The organism is Coleofasciculus sp. F4-SAH-05 (assembly GCF_040222985.1).
In the GTDB taxonomy this organism is placed as follows: domain Bacteria; phylum Cyanobacteriota; class Cyanobacteriia; order Cyanobacteriales; family Coleofasciculaceae; genus Coleofasciculus; species Coleofasciculus chthonoplastes.
Genome location: NZ_JAVKBY010000253.1, coordinates 1 through 16,585 on the forward strand (window position 1 = coordinate 1; position 16,585 = coordinate 16,585).

At 42.7% G+C, this 16,585-nt stretch carries 15 protein-coding genes and 1 pseudogene; 2 read left to right on the forward strand and 14 right to left on the reverse strand.

The window, feature by feature from the left end; all coding sequences use genetic code 11:
• Positions 1-30: 30 nt before the first annotated feature.
• The 3 genes from RIG27_RS30870 to RIG27_RS30880 form a co-directional block, all read right to left on the reverse strand.
• Positions 31-318: a hypothetical protein gene (locus RIG27_RS30870; RefSeq protein ID WP_446350914.1), complete on the reverse strand. Its 288-nt coding sequence runs from the start codon at positions 316-318 to the stop codon at positions 31-33.
• Between the two features lie 186 nt (positions 319-504).
• Complete coding sequence (locus RIG27_RS30875) at positions 505-678, reverse strand: hypothetical protein (RefSeq protein WP_446350915.1); 174 nt, start codon at positions 676-678, stop codon at positions 505-507.
• A 186-nt stretch (positions 679-864) separates the two neighbouring features.
• Positions 865-1,011 carry a hypothetical protein gene (locus tag RIG27_RS30880; protein ID WP_446350916.1) on the reverse strand — a complete coding sequence of 49 codons (147 nt, stop codon included), beginning with the start codon at positions 1,009-1,011 and terminating at the stop codon, positions 865-867.
• 84 nt (positions 1,012-1,095) lie between these two features.
• On the opposite strand from RIG27_RS30880, the gene RIG27_RS30885 reads away from it, so the two are divergent.
• Together RIG27_RS30885 and RIG27_RS30890 are read left to right on the forward strand one after the other, a co-directional pair.
• Positions 1,096-2,685 carry an FkbM family methyltransferase gene (locus RIG27_RS30885; RefSeq protein WP_446350917.1) on the forward strand — a complete coding sequence of 530 codons (1,590 nt, stop codon included), beginning with the start codon at positions 1,096-1,098 and terminating at the stop codon, positions 2,683-2,685.
• Between the two features lie 66 nt (positions 2,686-2,751).
• Entirely contained in the window at positions 2,752-3,717 is a 966-nt protein-coding gene (locus tag RIG27_RS30890) for an FkbM family methyltransferase (RefSeq protein WP_446350918.1), read from the forward strand.
• 52 nt (positions 3,718-3,769) lie between these two features.
• Here the strand turns inward: RIG27_RS30890 and RIG27_RS30895 are convergent, their stop codons facing one another.
• The 11 genes and pseudogenes from RIG27_RS30895 to RIG27_RS30945 all read right to left on the reverse strand — a co-directional run.
• On the reverse strand, positions 3,770-4,630 hold the full coding sequence (locus RIG27_RS30895) for a hypothetical protein (protein WP_446350919.1): 861 nt from the start codon (positions 4,628-4,630) through the stop codon (positions 3,770-3,772).
• A 9-nt stretch (positions 4,631-4,639) separates the two neighbouring features.
• Positions 4,640-5,038, reverse strand: a complete 399-nt coding sequence (locus tag RIG27_RS30900) for a hypothetical protein (RefSeq protein WP_446350920.1) — start codon at positions 5,036-5,038, stop codon at positions 4,640-4,642.
• Positions 5,039-5,138: 100 nt separating this feature from the next.
• Positions 5,139-5,687: a hypothetical protein gene (locus tag RIG27_RS30905; RefSeq protein WP_446350921.1), complete on the reverse strand. Its 549-nt coding sequence runs from the start codon at positions 5,685-5,687 to the stop codon at positions 5,139-5,141.
• Positions 5,684-6,187, reverse strand: a complete 504-nt coding sequence (locus tag RIG27_RS30910; RefSeq protein ID WP_446350922.1) for a DUF4365 domain-containing protein — start codon at positions 6,185-6,187, stop codon at positions 5,684-5,686. Before RIG27_RS30910 ends, RIG27_RS30905 begins: the two co-directional genes overlap by 4 nt.
• A 148-nt stretch (positions 6,188-6,335) precedes the next feature.
• Positions 6,336-8,570 (reverse strand): O-linked N-acetylglucosamine transferase, SPINDLY family protein, encoded by a 2,235-nt coding sequence (locus RIG27_RS30915; RefSeq protein ID WP_446350923.1) that lies wholly within the window; start codon positions 8,568-8,570, stop codon positions 6,336-6,338.
• Positions 8,571-8,641: 71 nt separating this feature from the next.
• The gene (locus RIG27_RS30920; RefSeq protein ID WP_446350924.1) at positions 8,642-10,849 is read right to left on the reverse strand and encodes an O-linked N-acetylglucosamine transferase, SPINDLY family protein; all 2,208 of its coding nucleotides are present in this window, start codon (positions 10,847-10,849) and stop codon (positions 8,642-8,644) included.
• 148 nt (positions 10,850-10,997) lie between these two features.
• The gene (locus RIG27_RS30925; RefSeq protein WP_446350925.1) at positions 10,998-11,543 is read right to left on the reverse strand and encodes a type IV pilin-like G/H family protein; all 546 of its coding nucleotides are present in this window, start codon (positions 11,541-11,543) and stop codon (positions 10,998-11,000) included.
• A 119-nt stretch (positions 11,544-11,662) separates the two neighbouring features.
• Positions 11,663-12,991 carry a class I SAM-dependent methyltransferase gene (locus tag RIG27_RS30930; protein ID WP_446350926.1) on the reverse strand — a complete coding sequence of 443 codons (1,329 nt, stop codon included), beginning with the start codon at positions 12,989-12,991 and terminating at the stop codon, positions 11,663-11,665.
• An 86-nt stretch (positions 12,992-13,077) separates the two neighbouring features.
• Entirely contained in the window at positions 13,078-14,412 is a 1,335-nt protein-coding gene (locus RIG27_RS30935; protein ID WP_446350927.1) for a class I SAM-dependent methyltransferase, read from the reverse strand.
• A gap of 525 nt (positions 14,413-14,937) precedes the next feature.
• Positions 14,938-15,807, reverse strand: coding sequence for a Uma2 family endonuclease (locus RIG27_RS30940; RefSeq protein WP_446350928.1), 870 nt, complete (start codon positions 15,805-15,807; stop codon positions 14,938-14,940).
• A gap of 489 nt (positions 15,808-16,296) precedes the next feature.
• Positions 16,297-16,585: pseudogene (locus RIG27_RS30945) on the reverse strand (Rpn family recombination-promoting nuclease/putative transposase); the annotation flags it as partial.

A 16,585-nucleotide genomic window follows, 5' to 3' on the forward strand; every position in this document is an offset into this window, starting at 1 on the left:
GCGATCGCACGGTTCGTTGTTGACGACACTTTAAGGACTGGCTATAGGAAATCGAGCGAGGAGTTGCTCACGGGATAGCTGAGATAATTGCAAGAGGTATTGGCTTAACTGTTGGGGAGGTAATGCTAATAAAGAAGTGACCCGTGCGGTGAGTTGCTCATCCAATTCTCCAAATCGAATTTTCAGCAAATTTTCGACAATTAAATGCTGTGCTTGTTGAATGCCTGATTCACTGTTTTCCAGTTGAGATAGTTGCAGGAGAAATGGGGTTAATTGTGCGCCCGATAAAATTGACGGGAATGGAACCTGCGATCGCACGATTGAATTGACCCGAATAGAACAGGCGATCGCATGATGGAATTGACCGAAAGGGAACAGGCGATCCTTGTAGGGGCGACCCGCCTGTATTAATTAACAACTCCAATCCATTCAATTGGTTCGGGTCGCCCTTTACTCAATCAACAATACCAATACCTGGATTTAACCCCTCCCTAACCCTCCCCTTCAAGGGGAGGGAACAAGAAAGATTGGCGCTTGCTGGGAATCAGGCTGCGATCGCACCATGGAATTGACCGGGCGAGAACAGGCGATCGCAACGTTTGTCGCCGACACGTAGGGGCTATTGACGTGCGCCCGATAAAATTGGCGGAAATGGGAATAAGGGAGCGATCGCACCATTGAATTGACCCAAAGGAAACAAGCGATCTTTGTAGGGGCGACCCGCCTGCATCAATGAACAACTCCAATCCATTCAATTGGATCGGGTCGCCCTTTACTCAATCAACAAAGCAATACCTTGATTTAACCCCTCCCTAACCCTCCCCTTGCTTGCGTGGAGGGAACAAAATTGGCGCTTGCTGGGAATCAGGCTGCGATCGCACGATTCAATTGACCCAAAGGGAACAGGCGATCGCACTGTTTGTCGCCCGCACGTAGGGGCGCACGTCGGTGCGCCCGATAAAATTGACGGGAATCTGAACAACCGGCGATCGCACTGTCCGGATTCGGCAAATTATGTTGAAATTGGGGTAAAGTTAGGTGTGGACTCGCCTTGGCGATGGGATATAAAAAAACGTACTATAAATTAACTTTTTTATGGACTCTTCTTTTCATCCGATTGATTCCTATTGGAACTATCTTAATCATATTGGTCTGACGCTGAATTCAGCCGCGTTATCCTATGTAACGGCTACTCTGGAAAAGACGGATTGGGATGAGCCGACATCGGCTGTTGAGTTGAATAATGTTGCGGTTGTGGCGTTGATTGAAGCCGAACAAAGTCAGGATGCTTCGGTGCGTTTGCTGTATTTTGAGATGGCGGTTGAGGCGTTGAATCGGGGAGTGGAACTGTATGGACATCCCCTTTGTGCGGCTCATCTGGCTTTGGTTTATGGGATGACTGGAGAAACGGGACAGGGAATGCAGATGGCGTTTTCTACGTTTATCCAAAGTTTAATGCCTGCTTATGTTGAGGAGTCCATTGATTCAGGGATCGTTTATTTACCTCCTGGTAATTATTTTATCGATAGTCGAGCAGAAAAGCTGGTGGAGATTCTAGGAACTGAGAATGGTTATACTCAATCCCTGCGGTTATTAAGTGAAGTTTTGTGTTATTCGGTTCTGGTTTTCTACAATGTCGCTGGACTGCGATTTCTCCATTTAGCGGCTCAACTTTATCCTGAATCGGCGGCGGTTAATTTGAAGCTGGGGATTTCTAGTTTGACGAATAATCAACAGGAAGGATTGTTTTATTTACATCGGGCGCGAAAGCTGGCGCCAGAACGGGGTAATATTTTACAAGCGCTCTATTTGGCGTATCGAGATTTGGGACAGATGGAGAGTGCGAGGGTATGGCGCAGGATTGGTGCGGAGTTGAGCCAGGGAAAATCACAGGCGTTAGAGTTGTATTGGACTCGGTTGGCAGAAGAAAGTCACGTTAGTTATGTTCCCTTTGAAAATCAACTCTTGTTAGCTGTAGAACCTAGTTTACGCAGTATTGTTACCAGTGTGTTGATTACCGAGGGAGATTGGTTTGAGAAGGAAATGGAGTTTTGGCGGGGTTGGATTAAACCGGGGATGACGGTGATTGATGTGGGGGCGAATGTGGGGGTTTACACGTTTAGTGCGGCGCTGAGGGTAGGAGATGAAGGGCGTGTGTTGGCGGTTGAACCGTTTTCTGGGTGTGTGCGTTGTTTGCAAGAAACCTGTAAGATTAATCAGTTAGATTGGGTGAAAGTCTGTGCAGGTGCGGCGAGCGATTACCAGGGTACGGCTCGGTTGGCGTTGCAGGCGGCGAATGAACTGAATCAGATTGTTGAGGGGGATGGGGAAAGGATGCAGCAGGGAATGTTTGAGGAGGTGCGCTGTTTTACGCTGGATAGTTTGGTTGAGGAAGAAGATATCAGCCAGGTTGATTTATTGAAAATTGATGCAGAAGGTCATGAGCTTAAGGTTTTAGAGGGAAGTAGTTGGATTTTAAGCGAGTTCAGACCTTGTATAATGTATGAAAATATTGCGGGGAGTCAAGGGGCTAATTTGGCTGTTGCTGATTTTCTCAGAGATATAGGGTATCAATTATTTCAGTATAAACCTTTCTTGCAGCAGTTACTTCCTATAGAATCGACCGAAGATTTATCCGGAAGGTTAAATCTAATTGCTATGGTTGATCATAAAAGTTTGAAGTAAATAGTTAGCGTTAGCGTTCCCAACAATATCATATTTTTTTATACAGTGCTAATAGAGGATGATTAAATGTCAGTATTTCTTTCGAGCTTAAAGAAAAGTGGTCATCTAGATCAGATTCATCTAACTCTATGTAATATTGGCTCTCGGAAAGTGGGAGTTAATGATGACTATGCGAGTCAAGGATGGGGTATTTTTGCGCCTCACTTGACTATTTATGGCTTTGATGCTGATGCGGATGCTTGTGATGCAGCAAACGCTGATCTGGAAGCGCGACAAGTGAATTGGACGGAAAAACATATTCCTTTAGCACTGGGAAACTCTGTAGGAGAATCGACACTCTATGTTACCCAACATCCGATGTGTAGTTCGCTGTATCCTCCTAATGAACCTTATTTAGCTCGGTTTGCAGGGCTACCAGAGTTGGTTAACTTAGATTTTACTATAGGAATTGAGACAACAACGTTAGATAGTTTTTGTCAAAAGGAAGGAATAAATGAAATTGATTTTTTGCAAATTGATGTTCAAGGAGCAGAACTTCAGGTATTAGAGGGAGCGAGTTGGATATTAGAACGTAGTATTTTAGCGGTTCAAGTTGAAGTTGAGTTTTCCAGCTTGTATCTTAATCAACCTCTATTTGCTGATGTAGATACTTTTCTGAGACAACAGGATTTTACTTTGTTTGATCTCTCTAAGGCTTACCGCCTCCGCGCTAGATCACCAATTCAATCATCGGTTCATCCTGGACAATTACTCTGGGCAGATGCGTATTACTTTCGGGATTTGATGCGAGAGGATATCAGTACACCTTTAAAAACACCTGAGCAAATTCTCAAGTTAGCTTGCATCGCTGACATTATGAATTTTCCAGATTATGCCTTGGAGTTACTAGAGTATTTAACTCTTCAATATGGCACAGATAGCTGTTACAATTTTGCTAACAATATCCTAGAGAGTCTGGCTCAATTTCCTGAATTGGTGCAGCCAGGATTAGATTCGTTACCTATTGTCGCTAGTATTCGAGATTATATATAGTATTCGGGATGATATAACAGTTCTCAATAATTGGTGAATTGACTCCTGCTATTTAGCTATGACTATCGGTAATTACCTGGTTTTCAGAAGGATGCTTGTGGTGAGGTTGCTCGATAGGTGAACATAAGTAGTCAAAGGAATTATCAGTGTGTTCTAGCTGCATCTGGCGAGGTGCATTTAAGGCAATAACAGCATCTCCAATTTTTTCACACCGCTTGCATGAGGTGGCTTTTGCACCTTGTTCTAGGATTTCTTTTAAATTATCCACAATCCTAATAAATCCCCGGGTTTCATTATTTTTGGGTAGTTGGGATGCCTGTTCAATATAGGATTCAACCTCTTGACGATAACGCTCTAATAAAAATTCGTCAATTTTACATTGACTTCGACAGGTTTCCACATCACCAAACTCATCGGTAAACTGCTTCAACCCTTCTGCCGGGTTGTTTAATTCTACCTTGAGTGGGATAATGGCACGGGCGCAAGCTGTGGCATCCTGTCCGATGTTCGTATATTTTTTCCTTAGCAGGAGTTCAAAGCGTTTAATATAGAGTCCTAATACTTGTAGGGCTTTTTCTTTATCTTGAGAACGGCTCAAGTCGAGTTGGTGCGTACTGAATAGTTGGGGAACGAGCTGGAGGATAGCTTTAAGTTGGCTGGTCTTAAATCGATTACTCCAAAACGTTATCGCGTCGCCAATTGTTTGAATCGTTTCTAAGCGCAGAACAAAGTAGAATGAGATAATATTCATCAAATAGCTGCGTTTCATCTCCATTTGGATGTAGTTGGAGATGTAGAGGGGACGTTCGGCAAGGTTGGAGTTTAAATACTGCTGATAAGTTTGCGTCCCCAAGAGCAGGGAACGGACAATGGAGGTATCAAGAAAATGTTGAGGACTATCCTTGGCTTGCATATTATTTATTTAGTCCTCATCGCTACCTAGCTCAATACTGGAGTTAAATTCTATCCCAAAAGGCAGGGTATCAAAGCCAAAATCTTCCAGTCTTAAAATGGCTTGTTCGACTTCTTCATTACTTAGGGGGGAATCAACTAAAGTCGTGAGGAGATCGCAAACTTCTTTATACTGATTAGCCTGATAGTTAATCCAGCGATTCTCAAAGGCGATCGCGTCGTAAAAAGCCATCAGGACTTCGGTCAACGGTTCAAAGGGAAACTGATCGCGAATAGTCCTCAAGGTTCGCAACAGACTATCTGCGTAGATAGCTGCTATGGGTGTACCACAGTAAGGTTGGATTTTTTGCAAGTCTAGCTGAATAGAGAGAGTAAGTTGTCTGGGAGAAAGAAGCTGTACGTCTGGCATGGTTATTTCTGTAAATGATTATTAAAGTCTACATTTCGCTTCGATATTCACTTTGAATGAAGAGGATTTTTTTGATTCAATCACTAGAGTGTCACCACGGTTAATTTTTCCAGGCTTCATCTATGGTAAATTGGCGAGGATTTTTAAGAATAAAGACGTTACCTTCCTTGATTAAGTCCCCTATACAAGATACAGGTAAGCGTTCTTGATAGGCTTTAATCGCTTTAATATAGTCATGCTCAAATAACTCTGCTTTGATTTTACAAAACTTATCAAAAATAACACCAATTAGTGTGATTTCTCCGCTGAGTTTATCGGGGTTAGGCAAGTTAATTTGCATGACCACTCCCTGAATAATTCTATTGGACAGCTTAATAATTAAATCATTGAGAATATCAAGTTGAGAACGTTCTTCTGCTTTGGCAAGGGTTTCCAGCAGAAGGTTCATGGAAACTGGAAAATCAGGAACGTCTGGATTTAAGGGTAAGACAAGGTTCAATTGTCCATGAGATTCCTTGTCTTTGAGCCAAATTATTGCCTGATCGGGTATCTGCTGCTTTTGTTGCCAACCCTTTGCCTGTAGGTAAGTTGCTACCTGTTGGGGATGTATGGCTTTGAGTAATTCAATATCTTTAACTGTTACATTCATAACCGTTCTCCTACTGTAATGCGATGCATCATGGTTTTAAGTACATTGGCAGTGAATATATTTTCTCTGGGTAGATACACTGTAATAGTTTCTTGATTCTGGGTTGGTGCTTTACCTGCTAAAGATATCCAGTAAGCGCAACGCTTGAGGCAGAGTTCAGCTTCTGATTGATTTAACCAGTCATTTACCTGGTCAGGGACGATAACGACAATTAAGATTAAGGGAGGATAGCGATCGCGGATTCTTAATTCTTCATAGTTTTTGACAGAGAGGGGATATCTGATAGCGTTATCAGTCAGGACTTGTCTGGACGTACATTTCACTTGAACATAGAGGAGAGGAAATTCTATTATATCTTGATTATTAACGCCTGTGATAATCAGGTCTACACCGAGTCGATCTAGGGGTGTGGTTGTTCTCTGAACAGCACAACCTGCGGTTGAGACAATGGCATAAATATAGGCATAGCTAAATTCTTCTTTCTGAATGTTAATATCCACTGCGATATGCACCTTGAATGAAGAGGATTTTTTGATTAAATCATAAGAGTGTCTCCACCGCTTTTTTTTACTCAGATTTTACTTGATAGATGTTTTGCACGTTGGGGAATGTGGATATTGACGGTGGTAGCATTTATGACTTATCAATCTATTTACTCCCTTCCACATACTTTGCCCACATCTGCTCATAAGCTTTTTCCATTTCGCGGGTAAATTGTTTGCCATTCCAGAGGGGAGATGTGTGTTTTGATTGCCGAAGTCTCCAAGATATTTGTTGCCTCAGTTCCGGATCAGTTCCTAAGCGAATACCCCATTCTACATACTCTTCATCAGTCCAGGCAATGCCTTCGGTTACACCCACATTCATCATCATTGTGTAACTGTTACGAGCGGCAAATTGTTCACCAACTCGCGTGACTATAGGAATACACATCCAAAGCGTTTCTAGAGTCGTAGTCGCTCCATTATAAGGGTAAGTATCAAGTACCACATCAGCAATGCCTAAATTAGCTCGGTGGACTTCCTCCAAAGCCACAACTGGTAAAAAGCGCAATCGACGGCTATCTATCCCCTCTTCTTCTGCCACCTGAGTAAAGAAGTTTTTAACTGATTCTTGGTCGGCTAAGCCTTTAATCAATAAATAACTATTCGGCACTTGTTTGAGAATTTGCATTTGCAGTCGTGCTGTTTCACGATGACGCTTATATCCCCGCTGAGCGCTCAAATATACGACTGCATCACTAGGAATTACCAAATGCTTGCGGCGCAGCGTCGGCACACCGACTTCAAATCCATCCACCGCAATATAGGTTTGAGGCAATCGCCATATTTTTTCTGTGTAGTAATCTTGAGCCGATTCCGGTAAAACATACGGATCGGCAATGAAATAGTCAACGGCTGGTAATCCTGATGCATCCCATCCTAACCAGGTTACTTGTATTGGTGCTGGTTTAAGCGCCATTACTTCACAAGGCGCATCTAGGGTAATACTATCGAGATCAACTAAAATATCAATCTCATCTTGGTAAATTTTATCGGCAATTTCCAAAGCATCTAGACCGAATTTATTGGTTTTAGGAATCTGATTCATATACCATCCTTGTAAAGGATCGCCTATCTGTTTATGGTTAATGAAATAATTATTAATTTCAAAGCGTTCCAGGTCATGATGCTTAAAAATCCATCGCGCTAACCAACCAACAGAATGTCTACCAAAACAATGAGACAGGTAGCCAATTTTCAAAGGCTCATTTGCAACACCAACTTTTAATGTCGGCAATGTGCGTTGTCGATATCGCTCAACTTGTTCAATTTTTTCACCCTGAAAACTATGCTGGAATAGTTGAGCAATTTTATTACGAATTTGTCGATTTTGCTGCGGGTTGTCTTGAAAGTAGGGGGCAAAAAACGTTGAAGTGAGTAATCGTAAAGCATGAATCTTGTCAAGTTCTGGGGGAGGGTCTGCAAGGAGTTTCTGTTGTAAAAATTCCTGTCGTTGGAAGACTTGGAGCGCTTCTTTCCAATAGCCACCAGCATGCATCAAACCCCGCAAGACCATGTAATTAGCAAAAATTTGATCAGGTAAGGTTTGTGAATAGGTATAGGATAATTTTGCATTTTCGATACCCCGCTCGTACTGTTCTGCATTCTGGTAAAACGTTGCGATAAAACTAAAAATTTGAGGATTGCGCTCCTCAAAATGTAAACATAACTCAGCAAAGCGTGCTGCCAAAGCAGGTTCCACTGCGGTGTGGCAAATTTTAATCGCTGCCCGCAATATTATGTTAATGAAAGTGGATGGCTTGTGAATGTGGGGTAGACAAGCTTCTGCGAAATCCAGCACGTAGGGGTGAAGTGGGTCATAATCCAAAATCTGCTGCAATACTTCTAGTAATAAATTTGGATTGACCGTTTCCCCTGACTCTGATTTGAGTGTCTGGATTAAACCCAGAGAAGTTAAATCCTCTCCAGTAAATGTCTGCAATTGGATAGACAATTGCACAATCTGTAAAAGATTGTTTGTTGCCTTTGGATTAATTTCCCGGATATGCTGGCGAATTGCCCAGGCAACTGGATAATCAGATAAGGTATGTCGCCGTTCTGCTTCTGCTGTCAAAACCTGCACTAATTGATTTGTCCACCTGTCAATTTGTTCGGGTTCCCCATCAGCCATTGCCCACAGCCAAGTTGTTTGAGCCTCGGTTTCTTGTCCCTGTAACAGCAGTATCAATCCTAAATGCCAGTAGTAGGATTTGACATCAGGTTCTGCTTCAATAGCTCGCTCGTAGTAGGACGCTGCCTGAGCATAGTCCCCTTGGAACAGAAATTGATAAGCAACTTCTTCCCAGTTGTCTGAGCGAACAGTCGAAACTCCAGTATCCACAACAGTATCTCCTATCGCTAAAAACTCAATTCATGAAAGATTAAAGATTAAGGAAGTTTCTGAAACTATAGTTAATGAGTCTCAAGATACTTTATCCACATCTGCTGATAAGCCTTTTCCAATTCTAGGGTAAACTCCTGAGCATCCCACAATGGTGCAGTTTGCCTAGATTGTTGTAGCTGCCAGGTGATTTGCTGCCGTAGCGCTGGATTTTTACCGAAGCTTACCCCCCATTCCACATACTCGTCATCCGTCCAGGCAATTCCTGCGGTCACGCCTGCATTCATCATCATGGTATAGCTATTACGAGCAGCAAATTGCTCTCCTACCCTGGTTACCAAAGGAATACCCATCCACAGAGTTTCTAAGGTTGTCGTCGCACCATTGTAAGGATAGGTATCTAAGACAACATCTGCAATACTGAGGTTAGCCCGGTGAACAACTTCTGTAGTAGCGAGGGGCAAAAATCGCAGGCGATCGCTCTCTACTCCTTCCTGTGCAGCAATTTGCTCAAAAAACTGCTGCACAGCTTTTTCATCAGCAAAGCCTTTCACAACCAAATAACTGTTTGGCACTTGTTTGATGATTTGCATTTGCAGTCGTATCGTATCGGGGTGACGCTTAAATCCAATTTGAGATGTGAGATAAATAACCGCATTATCCGGAATTCCTAAATCCTCACGACGCACGGTTGGTACGCCCACCTCAAACCCATCCACGGCAATGTAGGTTTGGGGTAACCGCCAAATCTTTTCCGGATAATCGGCTTGGGCAGATTCTGGCAGCACATAGGCATCAGCGATATAGTAATCAATAGTCGGTAAGCCTGAGGCATCCCATCCCAACCAAGTGACCTGAATTGGTGCAGGTTTGAGAGCCATAACCTGACAGCCCAGAGTCGAAGTGATACTATCCAGGTCAACTAATATATCAATCTCATCCTCATAAATCCGGTCAGCAAACCCAGTGCTATCAAGAGTAGACACATCCCAAGATTGATAGGAATTATTCACAAACCAGTGATAGAGAGAATCATTTTTTTTTTGTTTTGTGAAGTAGGTATAAATCTGAAAATGCTTTGGGTTGTGATATTTAAACACCCATCGAGATAACCAGCCGACTGAATGATGCCGAAAGCAGTCGGATATATAACCAATCCGCAAAACTTTCTGATGACTAAGCTGAATTGACTTAGGTTGGTGATATTTATCGCATAATTCTCGATTGTGAAATTCAATACTTGTCTGATAAAATTCAGCCACTCTATTGAGTAAGTGACGAGTATTGGGGCGAGAATCCTGAAAGTAAGGCAGAAAAAAACAAGCAGGCAAAATATTAGAAACATCGTGCTGAGAAATCATCTGGGGATTCTCTGCCAGCAGCAAACTCAGGTAATACTTATATTCTTCAACGATTGCACAAGCCTCTTGCCAATACCCCCCTACTCTCATCAAGCTGCTCAGAACTACAAAACTTCCCAGAACTTTTTCGACTAGGGTTTGGCTTAAAGCATAGTAATGTTTAGCAGTATCGATCGCTTCTGTATATTGACCATCGAACTGCTGATATACTGAAAGAGAAAATAAAATATCTAAATTATCGGGCTTGAACCGCAAACATAAGCTAGCCAATCGGACAGCAATATCAGGATGGAAAGTCCGCAGAAATCGCTCTGCTGTTACCATCACCAGCTCGAAAAAAGGTTGCTCTTCACAGCTAGAAGACAAACAAGCTTCTGCCAATTCAAGGGTTAGGGGGTGACAAGGGTCATACTCTAAAACTATCTCCAAGACCTCTAGTAACAACCCCTCATCAATATCCTGTGGTGATGCCGTTTGAATGTTCTCAATGAGTTTAAAGGCAGCCAAGTCCTCAATATTGAAGAGTTCCAGATAAGTAGAAATTTGCAGGAGGCGTAGTAAATTATTGATGTATTCTGGAGCAATTTCTCGTATGTGTTGGCGAATAACCCAAGCCATTTGCCAGTCCGAGGTTGTCTCTCGTCGCTCTGCCTCAGCTTGTAGAACTGCTAATAACTCTCTAGTCCAGAGGGTTATCTGTTCTGACTCCCCTGCCAACATTGCTGACATCCAGGTGATTTGAGCGTCTCCTTCTTGACCTTGAAGAAGTCGTATTAGTCCCAAATGCCAATAGTTAGCTCTAAGCTGTGGTTCTTGAGCAATTGCTTGTTCATACAGGGCGGCGGCTTTATCATAGTCACCCTGGAGGAGATAGTGCTGTGCCTGCTGCTGAAAAGGATTAGAAGCAATAGAAGTCATCGGAAATTTCTATCGTGCGGATCGGAATGCCTACCAACTTTTACCAATTCAATTTACGCCAAAAAAGAGGAGGTTGTTGCCACCCCCTCTTTGTCAAAAAATCTCCGCTAAACTGGCAGACTATTGTAGAGTGGGAGTCTGAACTCACCTACTTGACTTCACTTGTAGTACCAGCGCAGGTAGGACCTGTAGCGGTATATCCTGGGGTATCTGGATCAGCTGTACCAGCATTATTAGCTTCACATAAAACTGCCAGGGTAGTTGATTCAGATGTTGTAGTCGCATCTACTTTCCCTAGAGATACAGCCCCGATGTAACCTTTGATGGCTGGCTTTAGAGCCGATGCTCGGCTGGCAACCATAGCATTAGTTGCAGTGAAAGGGTTAACCTGCGGAGCACTGTACTTATAGTTTTCGGTCTGAGTCTTAATCCCTAGTCCCAGTTTGGAAATATCAGTACTGAACTCACCTTTTTCAAGATAATAAGCCTGCTGAGAGCGGTTCATGGAGCCAACATACTGCTTGGCTTCTGACTGTTTAGCTTTGTTGGCTTGGTTGAGGAAGGACGGTAGGGCGATGGCAGAGAGAATACCAATGATGATGATTACGACTAGCAGTTCAATCAGCGTGAAACCTTGGTCTGCTTTTTTCTGGTTCAGGTATTGCAGGTATTTAGCTTTTAGGTCGGTCTTCATGTGCGGTTGATCCTCAAACTAGGGGAATTGATTCTTTATTCCTGTATATAACTTACCCACTTGCGCTGCTTTTCCTGTCACCCCAGTCAAAAAAATTTTCTGGAAAGGGTCTAACGCCATTAGCCTTGACGTTCCACCAGCACACATGCCAAACTCTCTAGCCGAGTCAGTGCCTTGACCAGACTGTCAAATGTCTCTTCGGTGGTGGTTGGCTTTAGGGTCACAGGATCAACTCCTCTCAACTGCTGCCATCTCTCCAGCAGACTCTCAAACGACTGGGGTTTCTGCCAAAGCGGTAACAGGCAAACCGCGACGGTGCTGTCTAGGAAAATAAACTGGTCTGGAAATGGCAAATGCTGACTCATGTCCAACGGCTTGAGCTGGGTAACGCAATTCAGGACGTCTTCTTTTAATTCTGACGTTTTTAGCTGAGGGTGCAGATGAACCCGTGCGTTTTGCCAGTCAGACAAAGCCCACTCAGAAACTGGCATAAAAGACTGGGCTTGGTGTGGATGACCGCACCAGAAGTCTAGCAGCCGATGGATGGGATGTAACAGTTCAAATAGATGTAGTCGCTCTTCAATAGTCGCTTCGGGTAAGCTCAGACCCAGAAAGATGGGCAAGTCGTCTGGCTCCTTGAACAAATCCATTAAGTCCCATTGCCACCACTGCACCATACTAATCAACTCTAGATTAGCTGCCCTCAACGCGGCAAACATTTCCGGAATCGTGTAACCTTTATCTCCCTGGAATAAATAATTCATCAGAATCCGCTCGTCATCGGTCTTAAAGGGGGGCTTCCATGTGGTTTGCTTAAGCAGCATTTCATCTTTCAGGGCGCTCATCGTCTCCCGCACAATTTCAATTTCCCTTTGTTGGGGGTTTCCATCCATTAATCCCATCATTTTGAAAAGTTCCTGCGCTCGATAATAGTGGACGCGCTGCCTTGAACTATGGAGGTTTGCCCGGATAATTCCCTCTGGCTTGAGAACTGACTGCATTGCCCGTAGTCCTTCAAGCGGATTGGGCAGCAAATAAAGGACTTCATCTGCATTGATATAATCAAACTCTAGACCTAATTCAGGTAAATTTTCAATGGGAAGTGCATAGAATTCTGTATTCTTAAATCCGTGATAGTGTAGGCGTTGTTGAGCTAATTGAACAGACTCCTCGGAAATGTCTATACCAACAATTTTTGCACTCGGATTGGCTTCGGCTAACAGTAACGATTTATAGCCACTGCCACAACCTGCATCCAAAATAACTTTTCCTTCAGTCTCGATAACTTTCTGATGTCTAAGATAATAGGATGTTATCAGGTTGTGAATGTAGAGTGTACGACTATTATTTTTATCCCAAAAATCCAGAGGTGCTTTCGGATAGGGACTCTGATTAAACTGTTGACGAATTTTATCTGATATACCTGAGTCTGGTCTATTCTTATCCATCTTTATTTTTTAAATAATAGTTTATTTTATAAACATAAACTGTTATAAATTATTTTTTCTAATTTTTTCCCACAGAAAACAATCTTTCAATTCTCTGTTGACTCTCTCTCCAGAAGCACATATAAAAATTTTTCTAAATGGATTAAAAGTTGCTTTATCTGGCTGAAAGCTGTGTGTTCGCTTACAGTTTCCAAGGTCACTGGATCTAAAGGTCTGATTTTAAGCCAGTGTTCCACTAACAACTTCATGGGTTGCACCCCTTTCCAAAGAGATAGCAGGCAACTTGCCATATCGCTTTCTATCGTTACGGGAATCTGGGTGGGAGCAGTTAGATAACGGCTAACTTCAAAGGGTTTTTGATTAGTAATACAATTAATCAAATTTTCTCTTACCATAGGTACCCTTAACTGTGGATGCAGATGCACTGAGGCATTTTCCCAGTGCGATAAATCCCATTGATCTACTGGGACAAAAGGTTTTGCCTGACCCAGATGAACACACCAGAAATCTAAAAGGCGATGCATCGGATTAATTAGTTCAACAAAATGCAATTTATCGGGAATCGAAAGGTGGGGGAATCGTTGCTTCCAAAAACTCGGCAACTGTTTCGCATCTTGGAAAACATTTAATAATTGCCATTGCTGCCACTGTACCATGCTCACAAATTCCAAGTCAGCCTCTTTTAAGCTAGAGAACAATTCAGGAATAGTGTATCCTTTATCTCCCTGAAGCAAATAATTGAGTAAAATTGGTTCTTCTTCTGTTTCACAATCCCCAGACCAAGTTTTGGCTTTGATGTAGGCATAATCATTCAACGCCCTCATGGTTTCGCGGACTAATTCAATAGCAAAACTTTGAGGTTGTTCATCTCTTATCCCCATTATCTGAAAAACTTCTTGCGCTTGATAAAATGAGTGTCGATATAGAAGACTATGTAGATTAGTGCGAATAATACCCTCTGGCTTCAAAACTGACTTCATCGCTTTCAGTCCAGAAATTGGGTCAGGCAGAAGATAAAGAACTTCGTCACAATTGATATAGTCAAACTCTAGACCTAATTGGGGCAAGTCTTCAATAGAGCTAGTATAAAAATTAACATTTTTATACCCGTGATACTCTAAACGCTTTCGGGCTGTAGTCAGCGAGATGTCTGAAATATCAGTTCCCACAATCATCGCTCCTGGATTCGCCATGGCTAACGCTAGAGTGGCGTATCCCGTGCCACAACCTGCATCCAAGATAACTTTTCCCTCGATTTCCGGAATTTTTCGATTTGTTAAATAGTAAGGTGTAACTAGATTATGAATAAATAAAAAATTAGGCTCATCTTGAGGAGATTGCTCGATAGGATTTCTAGGATAAGGTGCAGTATCAAATTGTTGACGAATTTTATCTAATGATTCAGGATTTTTATCTTCCATTTTGGGAATCACAACTTCAACATATCAATTCAATGTTATAACGCATTAGACAGCAGGAGAGTCTCAGTCTTAAGCTCATGAAAAGTATATCAGAAAAAAGATGCGGAAATCTACCGACGAAGACAGCGCTACTACGAGCTAGGCTATCACAATCCACAATCTAGATTTTTGTGTCAATCTGTGTCATTTAATCGTGAGTCTACATCAGAGTGTGATTCAATCTGTGTCACTTGTGTTATCACAAAGAATTTGGAGCAACACAAGCGCGATCGCATGGGCTTGCTGCATCCGTCAGGTGCATTCCTTGAATGTAGGGAATGTAGGTTAGAAACGATAACTTGGTGGGTTACAGCGGATAGGTAATTAAATGATTTGTTCTCTCAATTGAATACCGCCTAACCCACCCTACGGTTGACGGTTGATGAGGTTTATAGGCAAGCACATTTTCCCACGATTAAAAGTCTACCATAAACCAACAGGCGATCATTGTGTCTTAGGTGCGATCGCGTAAAACCTCTTTTTGTGTCAATCTGTGTTACTTAATCGTGAGTCTACATCAGAGTGTGATTCAATCGGTGTCACTTGTGTAATCACAAATAATCTGGAGCAACACGAGTGCGATCGCAATCTCTCCTCTAACAATTTTGCCCGTTGTCGCTCCCTTTGAGCCAATTGTTCAGCCTCTGTTGCCCGTTGTCGCTCCCTTTGAGCCAATTGTTCAGCTTCTGTTACCCGTTGTCGCTCCCTTTGAGCCAGTTGTCGCTGATTAGCAATCTGCTCTTCTGGCGTCAATATCCTTTGTCCTTGCTCATCGTACCAATACAACCACTCTCGATTTATTCCCTGATAAATTCCCCTTGCTGCTCCTATCCCTAATCCTATTTCCGATAACCACACTGGATTACCAAATTGTAACTGATATTCCCCATCCACTAATTTATACACTTCCAATGGCGCTTTCCGCCGTCGCCGGGGATTGTACACTACATAGTAGAGTACCCCCATTTCCCCATAGAGCTTTTTCTTTCGGCTATATTCCCCTCGACGCTTATGGGATACTACCTCCAGCACTAACATAGGTACAACTTGCTCTTCCCACAATACATAAGACAGGCGCAAGTCTATCTCCTTCGGAGACGCTTCGCGAACATCTATAAACCGTTGTACTTCCAGACTCAAAAACCCATCCGGTACAATTGCTGATTCCTCTGGGTGATAATAAATTCCCATATCCACCCCAAAGAACCAATCCCAGCGATTCTCCCACAACAGCGCTAGAACAGCTTTAAGCAATGAGGGAATTAAATCTTGAAGTTCATTATCCACTGGCGTATCGTCAGAATCAGGTAGCTCTTCGGCAGTTGGTAAGCAATCGGATGGCTTGTACTCTAGCATGAGTTGGTCAGGGAGCAACGACTTATTTCATTGTATTTTATTCAATCTATTTTATTTAAGCGTGAGTCTACAGCAGAATGTGATTAAATCGGTCTCATCTGTGTTATCACAAATTATCGGGATCAACGAAAGAGCGATCGCATGGGCTTTCTGCATCCGTCAGGTGCATTCCTTGAATGTAGGGAATGTAGTTAGAAACAATAACTTGGTGGGTTACAGCGGATAGGAAATTAAATGATTTGTTCTCTCAATTGAATACCGCTTAACCCACCCTACGGTTTACGGTTGATGGGGTCTATAGGCAAGCACATTTTCCCACGATTAAAAGTATACCATAAACCAACACGCGATCATTGTGTATTGGGTGCGATCGCTCTTTTTGTGTCCTCGTTTGAAACCTTATGTGTCGAGTCTATAGGCAGGCACATTTTCCCACAGTGAAAAGTATACCATGAATAAACACGCGATCGCATTCACTAATGACAATTTCTACCTCAACCGTCGCACCTCTTCTAAACTCAAGCCAGTAATCTGACTAATCGTATCTTCATCGACAACCCCTAACATTTTCCTAGCCATTTCTAATTTAGATTCCTGAATCCCCTGTTCTCGCCCGACTTGAATCCCCTGTCTCAATGCTAATTTTATCGCATTCCGTTGGTCATGAATATACATTTCTCGCTGTTCTAAAGCTTCTAACTCTTCACGAGTCAGATTCGCTTGATTCGCTACTTCAAACGCCTTGCGAATTTCCGGGACTTGTGCCATTGCTTCCGGT

What these genes read in the sequence shown, in the direction of transcription:
- RIG27_RS30935 (WP_446350927.1), bottom strand. Translation starts at nt 14,412, where the DNA reads ATGGAAGATAAAAATCCTGAATCATTAGATAAAATTCGTCAACAATTT.
- RIG27_RS30940 (WP_446350928.1), bottom strand. Translation starts at nt 15,807, where the DNA reads ATGCTAGAGTACAAGCCATCCGATTGCTTACCAACTGCCGAAGAGCTA.
- RIG27_RS30885 (WP_446350917.1), top strand. Translation starts at nt 1,096, where the DNA reads ATGGACTCTTCTTTTCATCCGATTGATTCCTATTGGAACTATCTTAAT.
- RIG27_RS30900 (WP_446350920.1), bottom strand. Translation starts at nt 5,038, where the DNA reads ATGCCAGACGTACAGCTTCTTTCTCCCAGACAACTTACTCTCTCTATT.
- RIG27_RS30890 (WP_446350918.1), top strand. Translation starts at nt 2,752, where the DNA reads ATGTCAGTATTTCTTTCGAGCTTAAAGAAAAGTGGTCATCTAGATCAG.
- RIG27_RS30895 (WP_446350919.1), bottom strand. Translation starts at nt 4,630, where the DNA reads ATGCAAGCCAAGGATAGTCCTCAACATTTTCTTGATACCTCCATTGTC.
- RIG27_RS30930 (WP_446350926.1), bottom strand. Translation starts at nt 12,991, where the DNA reads ATGGATAAGAATAGACCAGACTCAGGTATATCAGATAAAATTCGTCAA.
- RIG27_RS30920 (WP_446350924.1), bottom strand. Translation starts at nt 10,849, where the DNA reads ATGACTTCTATTGCTTCTAATCCTTTTCAGCAGCAGGCACAGCACTAT.
- RIG27_RS30925 (WP_446350925.1), bottom strand. Translation starts at nt 11,543, where the DNA reads ATGAAGACCGACCTAAAAGCTAAATACCTGCAATACCTGAACCAGAAA.
- RIG27_RS30875 (WP_446350915.1), bottom strand. Translation starts at nt 678, where the DNA reads ATGGTGCGATCGCTCCCTTATTCCCATTTCCGCCAATTTTATCGGGCG.
- RIG27_RS30905 (WP_446350921.1), bottom strand. Translation starts at nt 5,687, where the DNA reads ATGAATGTAACAGTTAAAGATATTGAATTACTCAAAGCCATACATCCC.